The organism is Terrisporobacter vanillatitrophus (assembly GCF_051148895.1).
Taxonomy (GTDB): Bacteria; Bacillota; Clostridia; order Peptostreptococcales; family Peptostreptococcaceae; genus Terrisporobacter; species Terrisporobacter vanillatitrophus.
The window spans coordinates 1,362,190-1,382,134 of sequence record NZ_CP154625.1 but is presented as its reverse complement, the minus strand read 5'-3'; the positions used below and the strand labels follow the sequence as shown (position 1 = coordinate 1,382,134).

At 28.2% G+C, this 19,945-nt stretch carries 20 protein-coding genes; 5 read left to right on the top strand and 15 right to left on the bottom strand.

Annotated features, from left to right (window positions below; all coding sequences use genetic code 11):
- The first annotated feature begins 181 nt into the window (after positions 1–181).
- Entirely contained in the window at positions 182–790 is a 609-nt protein-coding gene (locus TVTCOM_RS06915) for an MBL fold metallo-hydrolase (RefSeq protein WP_434799117.1), read from the top strand.
- Positions 791–849: 59 nt separating this feature from the next.
- Here the strand turns inward: TVTCOM_RS06915 and TVTCOM_RS06910 are convergent, their stop codons facing one another.
- From TVTCOM_RS06910 to TVTCOM_RS06885, 6 genes are all read right to left on the bottom strand, one after another.
- Positions 850–1,494, bottom strand: coding sequence for an ABC transporter ATP-binding protein (locus TVTCOM_RS06910; RefSeq protein WP_434799116.1), 645 nt, complete (start codon positions 1,492–1,494; stop codon positions 850–852).
- Positions 1,484–2,419, bottom strand: coding sequence for an oligopeptide/dipeptide ABC transporter ATP-binding protein (locus TVTCOM_RS06905; RefSeq protein WP_434799115.1), 936 nt, complete (start codon positions 2,417–2,419; stop codon positions 1,484–1,486). Before TVTCOM_RS06905 ends, TVTCOM_RS06910 begins: the two co-directional genes overlap by 11 nt.
- Positions 2,420–2,428: 9 nt before the next feature.
- Positions 2,429–3,292, bottom strand: a complete 864-nt coding sequence (locus TVTCOM_RS06900) for an ABC transporter permease (protein WP_434799114.1) — start codon at positions 3,290–3,292, stop codon at positions 2,429–2,431.
- Positions 3,292–4,284 carry an ABC transporter permease gene (locus TVTCOM_RS06895; RefSeq protein WP_434799113.1) on the bottom strand — a complete coding sequence of 331 codons (993 nt, stop codon included), beginning with the start codon at positions 4,282–4,284 and terminating at the stop codon, positions 3,292–3,294. Before TVTCOM_RS06895 ends, TVTCOM_RS06900 begins: the two co-directional genes overlap by 1 nt.
- A gap of 94 nt (positions 4,285–4,378) precedes the next feature.
- Positions 4,379–6,013: an ABC transporter substrate-binding protein gene (locus TVTCOM_RS06890; protein WP_434799112.1), complete on the bottom strand. Its 1,635-nt coding sequence runs from the start codon at positions 6,011–6,013 to the stop codon at positions 4,379–4,381.
- A gap of 229 nt (positions 6,014–6,242) precedes the next feature.
- The gene (locus tag TVTCOM_RS06885; protein ID WP_434799111.1) at positions 6,243–7,268 is read right to left on the bottom strand and encodes a DUF2232 domain-containing protein; all 1,026 of its coding nucleotides are present in this window, start codon (positions 7,266–7,268) and stop codon (positions 6,243–6,245) included.
- Between the two features lie 123 nt (positions 7,269–7,391).
- Between TVTCOM_RS06885 and TVTCOM_RS06880 the strand changes: the two genes are divergently transcribed.
- Entirely contained in the window at positions 7,392–8,318 is a 927-nt protein-coding gene (locus tag TVTCOM_RS06880) for a LysR family transcriptional regulator (protein WP_434799110.1), read from the top strand.
- 81 nt (positions 8,319–8,399) lie between these two features.
- On the opposite strand, the gene TVTCOM_RS06875 is transcribed toward TVTCOM_RS06880, so the two are convergent.
- Both TVTCOM_RS06875 and TVTCOM_RS06870 read right to left on the bottom strand, forming a co-directional pair.
- Entirely contained in the window at positions 8,400–9,863 is a 1,464-nt protein-coding gene (locus TVTCOM_RS06875) for a UDP-N-acetylmuramoyl-L-alanyl-D-glutamate--2,6-diaminopimelate ligase (RefSeq protein ID WP_434799109.1), read from the bottom strand.
- 11 nt (positions 9,864–9,874) lie between these two features.
- A complete protein-coding gene (locus TVTCOM_RS06870) occupies positions 9,875–10,342 on the bottom strand; it encodes a metal-dependent transcriptional regulator (RefSeq protein ID WP_434799108.1) in 468 nt (155 codons plus the stop codon).
- Positions 10,343–10,525: 183 nt separating this feature from the next.
- On the opposite strand from TVTCOM_RS06870, the gene TVTCOM_RS06865 reads away from it, so the two are divergent.
- Together TVTCOM_RS06865 and feoB are read left to right on the top strand one after the other, a co-directional pair.
- Positions 10,526–10,753 (top strand): FeoA family protein, encoded by a 228-nt coding sequence (locus TVTCOM_RS06865; protein ID WP_018589485.1) that lies wholly within the window; start codon positions 10,526–10,528, stop codon positions 10,751–10,753.
- 28 nt (positions 10,754–10,781) lie between these two features.
- The gene (feoB, locus tag TVTCOM_RS06860; protein ID WP_434799107.1) at positions 10,782–12,902 is read left to right on the top strand and encodes a ferrous iron transport protein B; all 2,121 of its coding nucleotides are present in this window, start codon (positions 10,782–10,784) and stop codon (positions 12,900–12,902) included.
- A 119-nt stretch (positions 12,903–13,021) separates the two neighbouring features.
- Here feoB and TVTCOM_RS06855 read toward each other — a convergent pair whose 3' ends face one another.
- Genes TVTCOM_RS06855 through TVTCOM_RS06830 form a run of 6 tightly spaced genes read right to left on the bottom strand, consistent with a single transcriptional unit; the run spans position 13,022 to position 18,124 of the window.
- Positions 13,022–14,614: a HAMP domain-containing sensor histidine kinase gene (locus tag TVTCOM_RS06855; RefSeq protein ID WP_434799106.1), complete on the bottom strand. Its 1,593-nt coding sequence runs from the start codon at positions 14,612–14,614 to the stop codon at positions 13,022–13,024.
- On the bottom strand, positions 14,601–15,317 hold the full coding sequence (locus TVTCOM_RS06850) for a response regulator transcription factor (RefSeq protein WP_434799105.1): 717 nt from the start codon (positions 15,315–15,317) through the stop codon (positions 14,601–14,603). Before TVTCOM_RS06850 ends, TVTCOM_RS06855 begins: the two co-directional genes overlap by 14 nt.
- Positions 15,298–16,374, bottom strand: coding sequence for a lysylphosphatidylglycerol synthase transmembrane domain-containing protein (locus tag TVTCOM_RS06845; protein ID WP_434799104.1), 1,077 nt, complete (start codon positions 16,372–16,374; stop codon positions 15,298–15,300). The genes TVTCOM_RS06850 and TVTCOM_RS06845 overlap by 20 nt, the downstream gene beginning before the upstream one ends.
- On the bottom strand, positions 16,367–17,026 hold the full coding sequence (locus tag TVTCOM_RS06840; RefSeq protein ID WP_434799103.1) for a polysaccharide deacetylase family protein: 660 nt from the start codon (positions 17,024–17,026) through the stop codon (positions 16,367–16,369). The genes TVTCOM_RS06845 and TVTCOM_RS06840 overlap by 8 nt, the downstream gene beginning before the upstream one ends.
- A gap of 20 nt (positions 17,027–17,046) precedes the next feature.
- A complete protein-coding gene (locus TVTCOM_RS06835) occupies positions 17,047–17,868 on the bottom strand; it encodes an MGDG synthase family glycosyltransferase (protein WP_434799102.1) in 822 nt (273 codons plus the stop codon).
- Positions 17,869–17,890: 22 nt separating this feature from the next.
- Positions 17,891–18,124, bottom strand: coding sequence for a hypothetical protein (locus tag TVTCOM_RS06830; protein ID WP_434799101.1), 234 nt, complete (start codon positions 18,122–18,124; stop codon positions 17,891–17,893).
- A 430-nt stretch (positions 18,125–18,554) separates the two neighbouring features.
- Between TVTCOM_RS06830 and TVTCOM_RS06825 the strand changes: the two genes are divergently transcribed.
- The gene (locus TVTCOM_RS06825; RefSeq protein WP_434799100.1) at positions 18,555–18,785 is read left to right on the top strand and encodes a hypothetical protein; all 231 of its coding nucleotides are present in this window, start codon (positions 18,555–18,557) and stop codon (positions 18,783–18,785) included.
- Between the two features lie 100 nt (positions 18,786–18,885).
- On the opposite strand, the gene TVTCOM_RS06820 is transcribed toward TVTCOM_RS06825, so the two are convergent.
- Positions 18,886–19,770 carry a sigma-70 family RNA polymerase sigma factor gene (locus tag TVTCOM_RS06820; protein ID WP_434799099.1) on the bottom strand — a complete coding sequence of 295 codons (885 nt, stop codon included), beginning with the start codon at positions 19,768–19,770 and terminating at the stop codon, positions 18,886–18,888.
- Positions 19,771–19,945: the final 175 nt, after the last annotated feature.

The following is a 19,945-nucleotide window of genomic DNA, read 5'->3' as shown; positions in this document are numbered from 1 at the left end:
CATATTAAATAAGCATATTCATAAGTATATTCAATTGAATATACTTATTTTAATATAAAAATTTATTTTTAATCCAAATAATTACACTCATCTAAAATTACTACTTTTCTGTTATTTTTTTAGCAACATAATAAAGTCCACATGCAGGATAATATATATAAACAAAAAAATAGGAGGCAAAATGAAAGTCAACGACAATATATATATGCTAAAAATACCAACAAAAATACATCCTGATAAATTTACTTATCCTGTAGTAATTTTAAATAAAGGAAAAATGCTTTTAGTTGATAGTGCATATCCTGGAGAGTTTGAAACTATCAGAACTGCCTTTTATAATGAAGGACTTGATATTAGATATTTAAGCCATATGCTTTTAACACATAAAGGCTTTGACAACTTAGGTTGCACAAAAGATATTGTAAATACTATACCCGATGTAATAGTTATGGCTCCTTCACTTGATAATAAATTTTTAGTTCATATAAAATTAAATGATAACGACACAACTCCTCATTTTGACAATATTAAAGTAATATCCACACCTGGTCATACTCCAGGCCATGTTAGTTTATATATAAAAGATGAAGAGCTTTTAATTGCAGGAAATTTGTTAGATATACAGCTTAATTTATTGGGACTTACTGACAAAGGTTTGAATTTTGATAATGAAACTTATCTTGATTCTGTAAAAAAAGTTTCAACACTACCTATAAGTAAAGTTATTTCTTATCATGGTGGCATGTTGGAAGGTACTATAAATGCTGGGATTAAATCTTTAATTAGTTAATTTGTCCAAAATTTTATTTGCCAAAAAAGAGTAGAGAATCTCTTCTCTACTCTTTAAATTTACACTATATTTTCACTAACTTCCATCAATCTATTCTCTTCACTATTTTCTTCCAAGTTAATAACTCTATCACAAACAATATTAACAAGGTCTTTATCGTGACTGATAACAATAAGTCCAATACTGTTTTTCTTGCAATAATCAATAACCACATTCCAAATTTGAGCCTGAGTTATGGCATCTAGCATGGTAGTCATCTCATCAGCTATAAGAAACTTAGTTTCAGGACTAAGAGCTCTAAGAACGCAGAACCTTTGCAACTCCCCACCAGAAAGTTCACTTGGCCATCTATTTAACCATTCTTTCTTAATTCCCATAGCTTCTATCATTTCATCACTTGGTACATAAGCTTCATTTATAATTTTTCTCATTTTCCATTTTGGATTTACTGATTTTTCTGGATGTTGGAAAATTAGTTGGACAGGGTTGAAAGCATTTTTCTTTTTCTCACAACCTTCTAGTATTACATTTCCTTTGTCTGGTTTAATATATCCAGCCAAAATCTTAGCAAAAGTAGTTTTACCAAATCCACTAGGAGCTACTATCCCAACTATTTCATTATTCTTTACAGATAAATTTATATCTTTTAATATATATTTATCTCCTCTATATTTAAAGTTAATATTTTCAGCTTTAAGTAGCATATAAACATCTCACCTTTCCATCTCTTATTTCTTTCATTTCAGGTTTTATGTTTTCACAATCAGGTGTTCTTTTTTCACATCTATCATAAAATAAACATCCTACAGGTAGCTCACTGGCCAGTGGTTGACTACCCTTTATAGGTTTAAAACTATTGTTTGGCAGTGCATTGAATAATGCCTTTGTATATGGATGTCTTAAATTTTCTCCACCGTTTTTGAAGTCTTGGGCTTTTGCAATTTCCAAAGTAGTTCCTCCATAGAAAATTGCCACTCTGTCTGCAATTTTTAGAGCAGCAGATATATCATGGGTAATTACAAGTAGTGCACAGCCACTGTCAGCCAAATCTCTAAAATCTTTTAAGACTTCATTTAAAGATTTTTCATCTAAGCCTGGCGTTGGTTCGTCTGCGATTATTACTTCACAGTCACTAACTAAAGCACTTGATAAAAGAACCTTTCTTGCCATTCCACCTGATAGTTGGAAAGGATAATATTTTTCTACTTTTTCTTCTAAGTTATATTTTTTAAATACATTTCTAAGTATACTATTACTTTTCTTTTTATCTTTTATGGAAATCTTAACTTGTTTTCCCACTTCCATCAGTGGATCTAAATAATTTACTGATTGAGGAATAAATACAATTTCTTTTCCTCTAAGTTTTTCTTTTCTTTTTTCGTCTAATAATTCATTTTTATAAGTTATATCTCCTCTTGTCACTGCATTACTTGGTAGTATCCCCAGAATTGAGTGAGCAAGTAGACTTTTGCCTGAACCACTAGACCCAACAACTGCTAATATTTCACCTTTATATAAATCTATATCTAAATTATTTATAGCCTTTGAATCTATTCTATTTAATCCCTTTGTATACTGACTAAAACAAATCTCCAAATTTTTAACACTTAAAATTGGCTCCTTCTTCATAGCTACCTCCTAATTATAAGCTGTTTTAGGATCAATTAATTTTCCTATTTTTTTACCCATATTATCCACCATCATAGAAACTAAAACTAAAGATAATCCTGGGAAAAATGCTAACCACCATTTTCCACTAGTTAGGTATTTCATGGATTCTGATAAAATTATTCCTATGGCTGGTTCATGTGATTGTAAACCAAATCCTAAGAAAGTAACTGAAGATTCATGTAAGATAGCATGAGGGAAAATTAATACAATTCCAACTAAAAGCTGAGGTATTACATGAGGTAAAATATGATTTTTAGCTATATATAAATTTGATTTTCCAAAATTCTTTGCAATTTTCGTGTAATCAGATTCTTTTACTTGCATAACTTCTGCTCTTATTACTCTAGTAAGTGAAGTCCAGTGAGTAAGGGATACTCCAAGAACTATCCCCTTTAATCCTCCACCTGCTGCCATAGAGATTAAGATTATTATTAAAGTATGAGGTACTGATAAAACTAAATCTATAAACCAAGTTATAACTAAGTCTACTTTTTTACCACAAGTAGGTCCGATTACTCCCAGTATTACTGCAATTATTCCACTTATAATAGAAGATAAAACTCCTATTTTCATACTTATACTAAGACCTTTTAATGTTCTAAAAAACATATCGCGGCCTATCCAGTCTGTACCAAATACATGAGCTAATGAAGGTCCTTGATTTTTATTAATTAAATCTATACTAAACTTTTCAGTATCAATAGCACTTCCTGCAACTAGTATAACTATAAAAAACACTATAAATATTCCCAGAGAAAGTATGGTTTTTTCTCTAATTCCAAATTCAAAGGATGAAGATTTTCTTTTTACAGCACTATTTACATCGCTCATTATGCCACTTCCCCTCCTTTAATTCTTGGGTCTATTATTCTATATAATAAATCTGCTATTACATTTCCACTATAAACAAAAATACAACTAATTATTACTATTCCCATTAAAAGAGGTAAATCTCCCTTAAGGCCTGCTGAAACTGTGGCCTGCCCAAGTCCTGGATATGAAAATACTTGCTCTGCAAATATGGTTCCTGCAAATAATTCACTAAATGATAAAAACTGTAATGTTATGGCTGGAAGTGAAACATTTTTTATTACGTGATTAAAAATTATACTTTTTTTGCTTTCTCCACGAGCTTTTGCAAATAAAACATAATCACTATTCATAACTTCCATTACTTTTTCTCTTGTATGTAAGCAAATATTAGAAACACCTATAAGACTTAAAGTAAATGCAGGCAATATTATATGCTTTAGTAAATCCATAAAAGTTACATCCGTCGTACTTACACCTATTGGAACTCCCAGAGCTACTGGGAACCATCCAAGAGAAACAGAAAATACCATAATAAATAAAATACCTAGCCAAAATGTTGGTGTTGATATAACAATATAACAATATCCACGTATTATTTTATCTATTAATTTATTTTCATTACTTCCACTGATTATTCCCATTATAAATCCTAAAATACCAGAAATAATCCAGGCTATAATCATTAAGTATAAAGATGCTTTAAATTTTTGTCCTATAACTTCCAAAACTGGTCTTCTATATATTAAGGAAGTTCCCCAGTCTCCAACCATTATAGACTTAAACCAACGCATAAATTTTTCCACTGGTGGCTGATTTAACCCCCAATGTTCTGCAATTAATTCTCTTTGCGCCGCACTTACCTTTGTACTAGCTCCCACATAAGCTGTAACTGGGTCTATTGGAGATATCTCCATTAATACAAAAGTTATTATACAAAGGGCAACCAATAAGGTGATTAGCCTTATTATTTTTTTAGATAGGAAAACTCCTATACTTTTGCTGTTTTTCATCCAATAAACTCCCCTTTTTTAGTATCTCTTATAATTCAAATGTGAGGACATCTAAAAAAGAATGTCCTCATAATATATTATAGCTTATTTTGTCTTATTTCCATGCCCATTCTGTAACATTGTCAAAAATTCTTCCACCATGAGGTTGAACAACTGGATTTCCTATATCAAATCCTTCACTTACTATATAAACATGATTTGCATTTACTAACCAGCAGTATGGGGCATCACCTTTAGCAGAAGCCCCAGTTTCCCCATCAAATTGAGCTTTTTGCCAGTAAGGTAGAGCTTCTTTTTCATCTTCACTATTTAAAGCTTTATCTATATATTTATTTACAGCTTTATTATCATAGAATCCTGCATTATCCCATTCAACTGGTGTATTTGCAGCTCCACCATAATATAAGTTGTAAAGTTCTGATGGATCTCCTGAACCAAATCCAAATAATACAGCTTCTTTATGTATATCTGCTAATATTGTATCCCAAGTTCTTTCTTCTAAATTCACTTCAATACCTATTTCTTTAGCTACCTTTTGGAACTCTAGTCCTAATGCTTGTCTATAGTTTCCTGCAGTATATAATAATGTGAAAGATGCTTTAGTTTTATCTTTTTCTAGTATTCCATCATTGTCACTATCTTTCCATCCACCATCTTCTAGTATTTTCTTAGCTTCTTGAACGTTGTTATAGTCAGATTCAGCAAGAACTGTTTCTTTATTTAACCAAGGCATTTTTTCAAGACCAGTTGTAGATACTGTACCATATCCATTTAAAACACCATCAACCATTCCTTGTCTATCAACAGCAGCATTTAATGCTTTTCTTATTGCTTCATCACTTGTAACATTGTTTCCTATTTCATTACCAGTTTCAGTTTTTTTACCAGTGTTTGCAACCATTGGGAATTCAACACCATAAGTTTCTATACTTGGTATATCTAAAATTTTAGTTCCTTCAACTTTTTCTTTAGCAAGATCTCCGTTTATTGATGCCATATCAACATCACCTGATTTTACAGCAGCATAAGCAGCATCAGTATCTAAAAATACCATAGTTAATTTTTTTATACTTGGTTTATCTCCATAATAATCTTCATTAGCATCTGCTATAACTTGTTGTCCTTTATCCCATTGTACAAATTTGTATGGTCCAGATCCTATTGGATTGTCTTTAAATGAGTCATTATAAGCATGTTTAGGAACTATACCACAAGCACCTAATTTTTCTACAAATGTAGACATTGGTCTTTCTAATTTAAATTCAACAGTTGTATCATCTGTTGCTTTTACTTCTTTTATCATTGTTAAATCTATTTCTGATGAACTTTTTTTAGTTGTTTCATATGTAAATGCAACATCCTGTGCTGTTACAGATTTTCCGTCAGTAAATTTAGCATCATCTCTTATTTTAACTGTCCAAGTTAATTTATCATCTGATATTTTATAATCAGTAGCTAAATCATTTTCCCATCCTAATTCTTTATCTCTTTTCATTAATGTAGAGAAGAACAATTTTGTTATAGATCCATGACCACCTGTTATAGCATCAAATCCAGCTTCTGGTTCTGCCCCAACGGCAACTACTAACTCTTTATTTTCTTTTCTTTGCTCCACACCAGATTTAGAACTTGAGTCTGAACCTGAATTAGATGAATTAGAACATCCAGCTAATGTACCTACTAATAATACCATTGATAATAGCTTAGCAATATTTTTCTTTAATTTCATTTTTCTTTAGCCCCCCTAATATTTTCCCTATAGTTTTTCATTTTTCTCTATAATTCGCAGTTTTTGACAAAAAAAGCCATGAAAGTATATTAACCTTCATGGCTTTTTTTGATCTTCATAGATCTTTTTCATGTTCAAATTATGATAAAATTATAACATTACTTTTTCTTATTTTCAACATATATTAAACATATATTAAATATTTTTTATTTTTTAAGAAAAGTGAAGTTTATATTTTATACTTAATCATTAATTTTTCTGTATGAGTATCAACAATATATTTCTGCTTTTCTCTTAAGTTGAACTTTTTGTCCATAAATATGGCAACAATTACATAAACTAAAAATGCAACTTTAAACATACTAAAAAATGAAACTATTGTAATAGCAAAATATAGTAAACTTAAACTTTTCTTTTTATATTTAATATTTATATAATTTCCTATTAATATATTACCGTCTCTAAATATAAAATATAATGATAAATACTCTGCGCAAGTTATTATAGTATTTAAATAAACATTGTTAATTTGTATATTAAAAAATCTCAATAAGCTGACTAATGCAACATATGCTAAAGCATAATAAAAATATTCTTTTTTCATACACATAAAGTTACTATAATTTCTTATGGATCTCATCATAAAATATTTTCTTTTTCCATTTTCATTTAATATTCTAAGCTTCTTTCCAAGTATGATTGATATAAAATATATGTAAAATACCATACCAAAAGGAAATACTGCTATAAACAAATAATAAATAACTTGTAAATTAATTTTAATAAAGGGTAATAACTTGGTTAAGTTTTTAAGTATTACTGGATTGTTATTAAAGTAATCTATGTCTCTTTGGAACTCTTCCATAAAACTATATCCTATAATATTTCTAGCATAAATATCTATTAATATCATAAAAATAATTCCAATTATGGAACCTAAAAATAAATCATCGAAAATATCTGATGTCTTTGCAATTAAATAACCGCACAAAATACCTAAAAGGAAACTTTGACTTACTAATATTGCAGCTACAAAGTTTCCTAAAACAAGTAATATTAAAATTACACTAATAATGCCACACATTAGTGTATATTTGAATTCACATCTAAAATATATTAATGCAAATATAATTGGTACTACAAAATCTAAATATAAACTATATCCCAACCCAGTTGAAAGAGCAATCATTGTAATTACTATGAAAGTTGACGATAATATTGCTGCTTCTGTTAATTTTTTTACTGAACTATTCAATTTTTATGCCTCCATTTTTATGTTTCCAAAAACTTCTAAATTAAATCTAGTATACCACTTTTTAGGAAATTTATCTGTTATAATATATGATATAGGTTAAGGTTAAGATTAGGGGGATTTTTTATGACTTTTGAACAAATGAAGTCTTTTTTAGCTATTGTAAAATATAATCATTTTACCCTAGCATCACAAGAATTATATATATCTCAATCTTCAATATCAAAACATATCAAATCATTGGAAAAAGAGCTTGGGGTTGAGTTATTTAATAGGCAACATAGAAGTATAAAACTAACAGATGCAGGGGAAGAATTTTATAAGTTTGCAAACAAATCTATGGCAGATTACAAAAATATCTTATTGGATATGAAAAAATACTCTTGTGAAGAAAGTAGTTCTATCTCCATTGGTGTTATAGACACAATGGTTGAGTATGGTGTGGCATCTCTTATTGGGGACTTTCAAACAGAGTATCCAAATATTCAAGTAGATTTAATAGAAAGATCAAACAGTAAAATAATAGAGTACATTAGTGACTCTGTGGTAAATTTAGGGTTTATTAATTCTCATTATGAACACAAAAATATTTTAAATCTTAATAAAGTAATTGATGATGAGTTAGTTCTTGTAACATCAAAGAAGCATCCTTTATCAATAAAATCCTCTGTGGATATTTTTGATACTGCTAAGGAAAAATATGTTTGTGTTAATGGTGATTATTATTTACATAATGTATTTTTAAATACTTGGGGTAATCTTAATTATTTTCCAAACACTTTATATATAGACTCACAAACAAAAACACTTTTAGCTTTAGTTTGTGAAAATATAGGTATTACTCTACTTCCTTATAGCGTTGCTTCATCTTACAAAAAAAATATTGATAATACCATACATATTTGTCGTTTACAAAACTCTTTCTCTGCAAATATTTTCTTAGGACAATTAAAAAACAGACGACTTAGTAAAAATGAACATATTTTCAAAGACTTTGCCACTAAATGGTTTGAAAAAAACAAAACATCATGTGAATTATTGGAAATTGAATAACCTTTATTAAAATTCGCTTCTCGAAAGCAGTTAATATTATAAAAAACAAGAAGAACTTATTGTTCTTCTTGTTTTTTTATACTATTTACCTAGACTATCTAAAATCTCTTTTGCCACTAATTTATCATCAAATTCTACTATTTCATCTTTAATTATTTGATAATTCTCATGTCCTTTACCTGCTATAAGTACTATATCACCTTCTTCTGCTTTGTTAATTGCATCTTTAATAGCATCTTTTCTATCTAATATAACAAGGTAATTTTCCTTTTGTTTGTCTATGCCTATTAATATATCTTTTATTATTTCATTTGGTTCCTCATACCTTGGATTGTCTGAAGTTATTATAGCAAGGTCTGAATAGGCTTGTGCGATTTTTCCCATGAGAGGTCTTTTTTCTTTTTCTCTATTTCCCCCGCATCCAAAAACTGTGATTATTCTTTTTCTTGCAAAAGTCCTTATGCTTTTTAATACATTATCTAGAGCATCAGGTGTGTGAGCATAGTCCACAAATACATGAATGTTTTTGTTATTTTCCACCCTTTCAAATCTGCCATTTACTCCTTTTAATTTACTTATTCTATTAACTATTTCATTTATATCCATATTTAATATATAACAAGCACAAATAACAGCTAAACAGTTGTAAACTGTAAATTGTCCTACCATATTTAAAGTTACTTTTCTTTCAAAATCATTAGGTCCAAGTAAAGTAAATACGGTCTTATCCTCATAAAGTTCTACATTCTTAGCTCTAAAAGTAGCATCATAATTTATACCATAAGTGTAATAAGGTACTCCCAAAGTTTTAATATTATCCAATATTATTCTTCCATTAACATCATCTATATTGATGATATTTGCAGTTGTGGTCATATAAAATAATGATTCCTTGGCATTTCTGTAATTTGCAAAAGTTTTATGAAAGTCTAGATGATCTTCTGTTAAGTTTGTAAATATACCTATTTTATATTTTAAATTTTCTACTCTTTTCAATGCAAGAGCATGAGAAGAAACTTCCATTGTACAATATTTACAATTATTTTTTATCATATTATTTAAGCATTTTTGTATTTCAATATTATTTGGTGTTGTATTTTTATTTAAATAATCATTTTTCCCATCAAATATGCCTATAGTTCCAATAAAACCACATTTTTCATCTTGACTAAGTATATCTTTTAAAAAGGATGCCACACTTGTTTTTCCATTAGTACCTGTTACACCTATTAATTCAATTTTTTCACTTGGATTTTTATAAAAATTCCTTCCTAAAGTAGACATAACTTCATTTGTATTCTTTACCTTTATATAAGTTAGTTTATCATCCTTTTGAACGTCTTCTTCAATTACAAAGGCTACTGCTCCCTTAATTTTTGCACTTTCTATAAATTTATGACCATTAACATTCGTTCCATTGGTACAAACTAATAAATCCCCTTCTTTCACATTTCTTGAATCATATTCTAATCCTTTTATTTCCACATCCTCGGGGCCCCATAGCAAAATCACCTCTATATCCTTTAAAATATCCTTTAATTTCATGATATCACCCTTCAATTCTTATTTTCTTCTTGATATGATTTAAGTCTTCTTAAAACATCTTCATTCTCTTTAAAAAAGTTTATTAGATCCTCAATTTTTATCAACGTTTCAACATTTATTGTATGCTCTATGGTTTCGGTTTCCTCATGAATAGATTTTTTTATACCAAGAATAGTTAAAAATTCTTTTATGGTATTATGTCTGTTTAATAGTTTTTCCCCTACACTTTCTCCCAAAGAAGTTAGTTCAATACTATCGTATCTTTTATAAATCAACATATTCTTATCATTTAGTTTTTTTATCATTTTCGTAACTGAGGGTGGTTTAATATTGAGCTTATTAGAGATATCTTTAACTTGTACCTTGTCATTTTCAAGATTTAATCTATAAATCATCTCAATATAATCCTCTTCACTAGGTGTCAATTTATTATTTTTCATATATTCATTAAATGTGTAATAATCCTCTCTTCTACTCACAAAAACCCCTCCTATAATTTTATATTTTTAATAAGTTTCAAATATTACTACCTTTTTTGAACACTTTTAGTACAATGCGCATAATTTAAATTAAGAATGTTAGCTTAAGCTAAAAATTAGAGCCAACGACATACCTTTGCTTCGCTGTAGGTAAGTCCGTTGCTTAAAAATTGGAGGTGCAATATGAAAAAACTTACAGACATTCAAATTAAAAACACTGTTAAAGTGGAGGGGTTACTTTCTACAGGAAATTTAAAAGAAAGAATGCTAGCTTTAGGTTTGACTGAAGGAGCTGAAATAGATGTGCTTAGAAAGGGTCCAAAAAATAATTTAACAGTTTATAACATCCGTGGTAGTAAGATTGCCTTGCGTGAAGAAGAAAGTAATTTAATTCTAGTATCTTATATTTAACAATTAATTATTTTAGGGGGATCACAATATGGGTTTGACACAACAATCTACTAAAATAAAATCTTTAGAAGATATTTTTCATATAGAAAAAAAAGAGAATGAAATTATGATTGCTTTAGCTGGTAATCCAAATACAGGTAAAAGTACTGTTTTTAATTATCTTACAGGATTAAAACAACATACAGGCAATTGGCCTGGTAAAACTGTTTGTACTGCCAGGGGGGATTTTTCTTATAAGGATGTTAACTACTCTCTTATAGATTTACCTGGTACTTACTCCTTATTTCCTCTGTCACAAGAAGAAATAGTAGCTCGCGATTTTATTTGTTTTGGAAATCCTGATGCTGTTATAGTTGTTTGTGATAGTACTTGTATAGAAAGAAATCTAAATCTTGCTTTTCAAGTAATGGAACTTACAGATAATGTGATTTTGTGCTTGAACTTGTTAGATGAAGCAACAAAAAAAGGTATTAAGATTGACAAAGATAAATTGGAAGATAAACTTGGCATTCCTGTAGTTTTAACTGCTGCAAGAAGTGGACTAGGTATGGATGAACTTAGGGAAACGCTAAACTCAGTTGTAAAAGGAGAATATAAATTTAAAAATAAACCAGTATATTATGATGAAGAAATTGAAAGTATAATTAACTCCATTAAGGAAGATTTATATAATATAATTCCATCAATTAATCCTAGATGGTTGGGCCTTAGATTAATTGATGGAGACGAAAGTCTTTTAACATCTTTAAATGATTACACAGAAAATGACATTTTAGATGAGTTAAATAATATTAAAAGTAAGATTCCAGATATATTTGATAAAAGTAAAGTAAGAAGCCATTTAACAAAAACTACCTATGACTATGCAAAAGTTATAAGTGATGAAGTTGTAACAATTACAAACAAAAACGCCATGGATAGAGATGAAAAAATTGACAAAATTGTTTCCTCTAAAGCATTTGGTATTCCTCTTATGTTACTTCTACTATGTGGCATACTTTGGATTACCATTGAAGGCTCCAATGTTCCTTCAAGTATGATTTCTGATGTGCTATTTTCCATAGAACCAAAAATTTATTCTATTTTAAATAGTATTGGTTTTCCCATATGGCTAAATGAAATGCTAACCTATGGAATGTATAGAACTCTGGCTTGGGTTGTATCAGTAATGCTTCCTCCTATGGCTATTTTCTTCCCATTGTTTACATTGCTAGAAGATTTGGGATATCTTCCTAGAGTAGCTTTTAATCTTGATCATTTATTTAAAAAAGCTTGTTGTCATGGAAAGCAATGTTTGACTATGTGTATGGGATTTGGTTGTAATGCTGCTGGAGTTGTTGGTTGCAGAATAATTGACTCTCCAAGGGAGAGATTAATCGCCATAATTACTAATAACTTTGTTCCATGTAATGGACGATTTCCTACTTTAATTGCCATATCAACCATTTTCTTTAGCTCAGTTATTAGTAATAATTTTGTGTCTAGTAGTATTACTGCTATATCTATTACTTTGCTAATAATAGTAGGTGTTCTTACTACTTTACTTGTTTCTTTTATATTGTCTAAAACTTTGTTAAAAGGAGTTCCATCAACTTTTACACTTGAGTTACCACCTTACAGACCGCCTCAAATTGGAAGAGTAATTTACACATCTATTATAGATAGAACTTTATTTGTACTAAGAAGAGCTATAGCAGTGGCAATTCCAGCAGGAATTATTACATGGATTTTTGCCAATATATATATTGGAGATATGAGTATACTATCTCACACTGCTAACATTTTAGATCCTCTTGGAAAACTAATAGGACTTGACGGCTTTATTTTATTGGCATTTATCTTAGGTTTTCCTGCCAACGAAATCGTGGTACCTATATTAATTATGAGCTATATGGCTACTGGTAAAATGATTGAATTTGATGAGCTATCAACACTTGGTGAGTTACTACGAAATAATGGCTGGACTTATTTAACAGCTTTAAACATGATGTTATTTAGCTTGCTTCACTGGCCATGTGCTACTACACTGATCACTATAAAAAAAGAAACAAATAGTGCTAAGTGGACTGTGTTAGGATTTTTAATTCCTACTGCCATAGCTTTTATTGTATGTTTTATTACTACAACTATTTATAATATTATTGTTTAATAAAATTAGCTTTTATTAAATTACTTTGCTAATTCAACAATTAATTTTTATTTTGTTAACTATAAAAGGCATGGAGTTTTATATAATTTACTCCATGCCTTTTTAAGCAAATAAATTTTTTACACCTCTATTGGAAGTATAATTTCAAATTCTGTTTTATAATTTTTTCTAGCATTCACAATTTTTATACTTCCACCATGAGCCTTTACTATCTTTTTACTTATGGCAAGACCTAGTCCTGAACCTTTTTTCGTACGAGATTTTTCCCCTACTACAAAAGGCTTAAAAATATGTTTTCTTATTTCCTTGGGAATTCCATGTCCATTATCTGCAATAATAATTTTCACTTTATCGAAATATTCTTCTATTTCAAATAATATGGATAACTCTTTTTTATTATGCTTCAATGAATTTGAAATAATATTTTCAAAAACACGTTTTAATTGAAATTTGTCTAACTTACAATAAATAGGATCATCTGGAATATTGGCCTGTAGGTCCACTTCATTTATGTCTAGTTCTTCGTATTTTCCTGCAAGATAAACTCTACCATATTCACATAAATCCATTGTTTCTAATACATACTTGTAGTCTGGATGTTCCAATTTACTGTATTCATAAAAAGTATTAATTAATTCATCTAAGTGATCTGCTTTTTTATAAATAGTCATAAGATACTGTTCTTTTTCTTCTTCTGAAACTAGATTATCACAAACAGCTTTTGAATATCCCTTTATGACTGTTATTGGTGTTTTTAAATCGTGGGATATATCAGCAAGCATTTTTTGTTTTTCTTCTTCCAAGCTTTCACGCTTTTTCTCACTATTATACAATTTTCTTGACATATCGTTGAAACTGCTGCAGATATTACAGAATTCCTGTGGTCCATCATATTCTAAATAATTTTCACGCTCACCGTTTTTAAACTGCACAATGGCTTCATTTAAAATATCAATGGGCTTTTTTACTTTGCGATTTAGCCAATTAATAACTATAATAATTAGAATTATATATATGAATATAAATAATGCAAATGCATATATACAAGTAATCAAAATCTTGTCGTATATTTCATTAGTAATAGAAGGAGTATTTATTAAAAGTGTTAACTGCTCATTATCTTTGTCTTTAAATGAATATTTTCTAATATCATATCCTTTTAGATAAGTTCCTTTTAAATATCTGAATTCATTTTTAGTAAAAGATTTTCTAGTATCTCTTGTATTTGTATATATTAAATTTAGTTTATCATCTACAACATAAATTTTATTATGAATATTATCATCTTCATCATAATAAGTTATTGATACTGATATATTTTCTTTATTTTTATCATTTTTATATTCTTGAATATCAATATAAGGATCATCATAATAATCATGTATACAATTTAGCTCTTCCTTTGTAAATTTTTTTTTGAATTTTCCAGGCTCACTTTCATATATAACCTTATTATTTTCATCTAATAATTGAATGTAAGTATCTTTACCAGCTAATCTTTTTATACGTGATTTATTAATTTCATTATTTTCATTTTTACAAATTAAACTTGCATAATCCACCAGTTCATTGATTCTAGGTTCACTCATAATATCTTTTATTTTATGATTTATGCCATACAATATACACACAATAGAAATTATAATAATACCTGTAAAAGCAATATAATATCTAACTAAAATAGTGAAAAATTTACTTTTATTTTTTCCCAATTTTATAACCTATTCCTCTTACAGTTTTAACATACTTAGGATTTTTTGAATCATCTTCAACTTTTTCACGCAGTCGAGAAATATGAACCATTATAGTATTATTATCACTTTCAATATAGTCTCCATTAATAGCTTCACATATTTGCAACTTTGTATATACTTTTCCTGGTGTTTTCATAAGAAGAGCCAAAATTTTATATTCTGTAGGAGTTACAATAACTTCTTCTCCTTTTTTATAAAGAGCTAATTTTTGGGTATCCAAAGTTAAGTCACCTACTATTAATAGTATTTCTTCTTCTTCTTCTTTTGGCACTATTTTTTTATTAAAATCATAAAATCTTCTTAAGTTAGAATTAATTCTTGCCACTATTTCCAATGGGTTAAAAGGTTTTGTCATATAATCATCTGCACCTAAATTTAATCCCCTTATCTTATCACTATCTTCGTTTTTAGCCGATAAAATTATTATTGGAATTGTATATTTTGATCTTATTCTCATGGTTAATTCATAACCATCCATTTTTGGCATCATAATATCCATTACTACTAAATCAACTTTTATATTTTCTATTATCTGCAACGCGTCCAATCCGTTTTGTGCAGAAATCACTCTATGTCCATCATTTTCAAGATAAATCTTTAGTAACTTTATTATATCTATATCATCTTCCACAACAAGTATATTATATGTCAAAATTTTCACCTCTTCTTTTTCTTGTAACTTTAATATAATGATTTCCCCTAATGTTTAAAAGATAAGTGGCTGCAATAAAAATACCACTTAATAATACTAATAAATAAAAACTTATTCCCCTACTTACAAGCATAGCTGAACTTAAAAGCTGAACTGGGAATAATGTCTTATAAATAAGCATAAATCCACTTTCACTAGCTCCTACAGCTCCTGGTAGTGGCAATGCAGATACGCTAATATATAAAACTGCTTGTAACATAACTACTGTTACAAAAGAATATCCACTTAAACCAGATGCCTTATATATCCAAAAGGAAACACTGTGAAGGGATATTATTTGTATTGTTGTAGTTAGTACAATTTTTAAAACTGTTAGTTTATTTTCCTTGAAATATTTAGCACTATCTTTGTATTCTTTCACTTGACATAATGCCATTTTTCTAAATTTATCTACTTTTTTATATTTGATTTTCACTAAAATAAAACAAATAAAATCAATAAACTTTCCTATAAATCTTCTTGAAAAAATTGCTGTTAATATAAATATCATCACTAATGTATTTGAAAAAATTCCCAGCGCAACAAAATATTTTATATTTCCTAAGGTATTGATTAATAATTTATGTTGAGTTATATACCCTATTATAGCCATGGTAACTGTTACAAACTGAAAACTAGCAAGATCTATAAGAAGTGCTAAAGATGAATGTGATACTTGAATTCCATCTTTATGCATATAATAAGCCTGCATTGGTTGACCTCCTGTGGCACAAGGTGTTACAGAACTGAAAAATAGTCCCACAATTGCATATTTTATGGAAGTCAAAAATTTAATTTCATATTCCATAAGCTTTAGACTTCTACCTATATTCATACCTTCACAAAAAATAAAAGCAAAACTACAAATTATACTTATTCCTATATAATTCATATTTAAAGTAGATATAACATCTAAAATCTCTTTTATATTATTATTTTTAAAAATTATATAAAAGGTTAATAACATTAACCCAATAAACAAGCCACCATTTTTTAGTATATTCTTTGGAGAAACCTTTTTACTCATAATAATCCTCCATAGTCAAAAATTTATAGCCTTCTCTTTCCCAAATGAGAATTGCTTTTTCTAAGGCTTTAATTGTCCTAGATGGTGCTTCATTTTTGCCTCGTCCATCATGCAAACATATTATACTACCATCTTTACTTCTTTTTAATAATTTATCACATATAACATTATATGTTGTGTTTTCTTCCCAATCTTGTGCCATTACGTCCCATAGCACTTTAATTAAGTTGTATTTCTTCACTTCATGATTTGTAAACATATTGCAATGTCCCCAAGGTGGTCTATAAAACTTCACATTAACACCTAGTTTTTCCATGACTTTTACACTTTGTTCAAAATCATATGAAGTGTAAGATTTACTTTGATATAGGGCATTTTTATGTTCATAAGAATGAAGACCTATACAATGTCCTTCTTCTTTCATCCTATTTACCATTATAGGATTTTCCTTAGCAAAAGTTGCTACCATAAAGAAAGTTGCCTTTATATTATGTTTTTTTAACAAATCTAAAAGACAAGGCGTATACTTTTCATCTGGTCCATCATCAAAAGTTAAGTATAGGACTTTATCATTTGCCTTGTTTTTCTTTGTTATTTTATATTGAAGTTTATATAAATAAGTTGGCACAATACTGTAACACAACAATATCATAACCAAAATTATTATAATTTTTAATAGCAAGCTCTTATCCCTCCATAATAGTAATTAAGTGGTGATGTACTTTGTAATTTTTCTTTTTCAATTAAGATATTTTCTTCCATACTTTTTAAAAGTAATTCATTATTTAATAAAGATGCTACATCTTCATAAATATCTGTTCCATTTGTCCATATTACCTTACCAATACAACTGTCTTGTATATATAGAGCATTTCCTATTTCCTGATATAAAAATGGTCTAATAACATATAATGGTGTTTCACTAAAAATAGCTTCAAATAATGTTATTCCACCAGATTTTGAAATTATCAAGTCTGCTTTTTTCATATATTGATCAACTTTATCTGTATATCCAATTGACTCTACATTAGGATACTTATCTTTTAAATATTCTAGTAGCTTTTTATTTTTTCCTGCGATAAATGTTATTTTTATATTATCATCTTTTGAAAGTTTTTCTAAAAAGTCCATTGCACAAGGTATTAGACCTAAGCCACCACCCATTATTAATACTTCTTTTTTATCCTTTGATTTTTCTATTATCTTTTCTTCCTTAAAATTTTGTTTAACAGGGATACCACTAATTACTATTTTATCACTATCTACATTTTTGCACAAAAGTGAGTTTTTTGTTATATCACTGCCTACAAAATACAAATCAGTTTGTTCACTAATCCATTCCTCATTTACAGATATATCCGTAACATAAGTATAAAGGGGAATATTATAATTTCTCATTTTTTTATATGCTGAAAAATATTGAGAGCAAGCTGGAAAAGTAGAAATTACTAAATCAACATCATTGTTTTTTAATAATAAATCTAATTTTTTCATAACTGATTTTTTTAGTGGCACACTAGTTCTTTTTTGCCACTATTTTATTAAAGAAATTATAAATTAAAGAAAATTTGTTAACCATAAAATTAAAAATTAAATATATTAATTCACTAAGTTTTGGAAATATGTACTCTATCATATCTATTATAATAACTGTTGCTTCTGGTTCTTCTCTTAATATTTCTTCTTTCACAGCTTCTGCCGCTGAGTAATGACCCATTCCAAATGCGCCTGTAAATATTAATGCTTTCATATTAATTACCTCACAATCTATTAACTAATTTTAAGTATACATTAATTATTTTCCTACTGCCTTTACATTTTCGTAAGGTTGGGTAAGATAAAGGGCATTTTAGCTTACATTTTTGTCACATTCGTTTTTCTTATATATTTAATAATAATATTACTCACTATAAAGCAAATGGTTTATTTATTAGATAATTGAAAGACTGTGTATGAACTTTGTAGATTAAATATCATTGAACAAATAATTTTTTTCACAATATAAATATAGTTATTTACAAATTTCTTATGTAGAATTTTACATTTATTTGTATTATTTTAAGAGTTAACATGTTTTTTTTTTACAATTGCAAAATTAATGTAGTTTTTTTTTTAGTGAAAGTAAGGAATAAGTATAGTACAATTTTCTTAATAAAAGATTTCATGGGGGAGGTTTTATTATGAATGCTACTATTATTGTTATTTTTTCATTACTATCCTTAAGTCTTGTTTATTTCTTGTTAAACGTTTGTATCCAGTTTAATCGTATAAATAAGTTGAATCTATTGCTTGGTATGGATGTTACAAAACTTTATAATATTGATGATAGTCACGAAGATGATTATTATTTTAATTACTTAATAAAAAAATCTGCCATGCAGCTATATATTCTAACAAATAAAAAGGCTTAATCTTTACTATGTAATATGCGTATATTATTGTGTTAAATAATTTTTTACATAAAAATAGGTGATTACAAATTTATAATCACCCATTTAACATTAATTAAATTTAATAGAAATTTTTTAGTTGCTTAAGTCTACTAGGATGTCTCAACTTCCTAATAGCCTTAGCTTCAATTTGTCTAATTCTCTCTCTTGTTACCCCAAATACTTTTCCTATTTCTTCAAGAGTTTTTGGATCATCGTCATCTAATCCAAATCTCATTCTCAATACTTTTTGTTCTTGTTCATTAAGTCCTGTAAGAAGTTCATCTATCTTCTCTCTAAGATTTTTTTGCTCCACTTCATGAATTACAACATCATCCAAGTTTGCATCTGATGGTATAAATTCTACTAAAGAACTATCTTCATCCTCTTTTATAGGAGTATCCAAAGATACTACATTTTTATCTCTTTTTAATATCTCAAGAATTTTATCAGGCTCCATATCGCATACTTCTGCTAATTCATCTAATGAAGGCTCTCTTTGTAATTCATTAGACAATTCTTGTTTTTTTCTTTTAATGTAGTTTATTCTTTGATGAAGATGTACTGGAATTCTTATAGTGTTTTCGCAATCATCAATATATCTTGTGATGCTTTGTTTTATCCACCAAGTAGCATAGGTACTAAACTTAAAGCCTTTTTTGTAATCATATTTTTCAACTGCTTTTATTAAGCCTATATTTCCAGCTTGAATTAAGTCTAGCATATCTACATTTTCTTTTCTGTATTTTTTTGCAATACTGACAACTAGTCTATAATTGGCATTAATAAATTTTTCTTTTGCCTCAGGAATAGAATCATTTATTTCTTTTGCCAATTCTATTTCTTCATTCGGTGTTAGCATTTTGTATTCTTCAATTTCTTTTAAATACATTTTCATAGCATTTGATGCAGATGATGAATCTCCAAAAACATAATTTTCGTAAGTATGCTCTTTGTTAGCCCCCATATAATCTAACCCCTTCTTTATACATATTGTTCATTAAAAAAAATCCGTAAAAACATATTTGTCTATATCAACTATAGTATGTTTCACTTCATGAAAAAATGCATGTTCTTTGTATATTTTCTAATTCATTAAATATTCTACAAAATAACCTAAAAACCTTTATTTAAGTTATTTT

Coding starts and splice junctions, on each gene's coding strand:
- TVTCOM_RS06915 (WP_434799117.1), top strand. CDS start 182: ATGAAAGTCAACGACAATATATATATGCTAAAAATACCAACAAAAATA.
- TVTCOM_RS06910 (WP_434799116.1), bottom strand. CDS start 1,494: ATGCTACTTAAAGCTGAAAATATTAACTTTAAATATAGAGGAGATAAA.
- TVTCOM_RS06905 (WP_434799115.1), bottom strand. CDS start 2,419: ATGAAGAAGGAGCCAATTTTAAGTGTTAAAAATTTGGAGATTTGTTTT.
- TVTCOM_RS06900 (WP_434799114.1), bottom strand. CDS start 3,292: ATGAGCGATGTAAATAGTGCTGTAAAAAGAAAATCTTCATCCTTTGAA.
- TVTCOM_RS06895 (WP_434799113.1), bottom strand. CDS start 4,284: ATGAAAAACAGCAAAAGTATAGGAGTTTTCCTATCTAAAAAAATAATA.
- TVTCOM_RS06890 (WP_434799112.1), bottom strand. CDS start 6,013: ATGAAATTAAAGAAAAATATTGCTAAGCTATTATCAATGGTATTATTA.
- TVTCOM_RS06880 (WP_434799110.1), top strand. CDS start 7,392: ATGACTTTTGAACAAATGAAGTCTTTTTTAGCTATTGTAAAATATAAT.
- TVTCOM_RS06875 (WP_434799109.1), bottom strand. CDS start 9,863: ATGAAATTAAAGGATATTTTAAAGGATATAGAGGTGATTTTGCTATGG.
- TVTCOM_RS06865 (WP_018589485.1), top strand. CDS start 10,526: ATGAAAAAACTTACAGACATTCAAATTAAAAACACTGTTAAAGTGGAG.
- feoB (WP_434799107.1), top strand. CDS start 10,782: ATGGGTTTGACACAACAATCTACTAAAATAAAATCTTTAGAAGATATT.
- TVTCOM_RS06845 (WP_434799104.1), bottom strand. CDS start 16,374: ATGAGTAAAAAGGTTTCTCCAAAGAATATACTAAAAAATGGTGGCTTG.
- TVTCOM_RS06840 (WP_434799103.1), bottom strand. CDS start 17,026: ATGATATTGTTGTGTTACAGTATTGTGCCAACTTATTTATATAAACTT.
- TVTCOM_RS06835 (WP_434799102.1), bottom strand. CDS start 17,868: ATGAAAAAATTAGATTTATTATTAAAAAACAATGATGTTGATTTAGTA.
- TVTCOM_RS06830 (WP_434799101.1), bottom strand. CDS start 18,124: ATGAAAGCATTAATATTTACAGGCGCATTTGGAATGGGTCATTACTCA.
- TVTCOM_RS06825 (WP_434799100.1), top strand. CDS start 18,555: ATGAATGCTACTATTATTGTTATTTTTTCATTACTATCCTTAAGTCTT.
- TVTCOM_RS06820 (WP_434799099.1), bottom strand. CDS start 19,770: ATGGGGGCTAACAAAGAGCATACTTACGAAAATTATGTTTTTGGAGAT.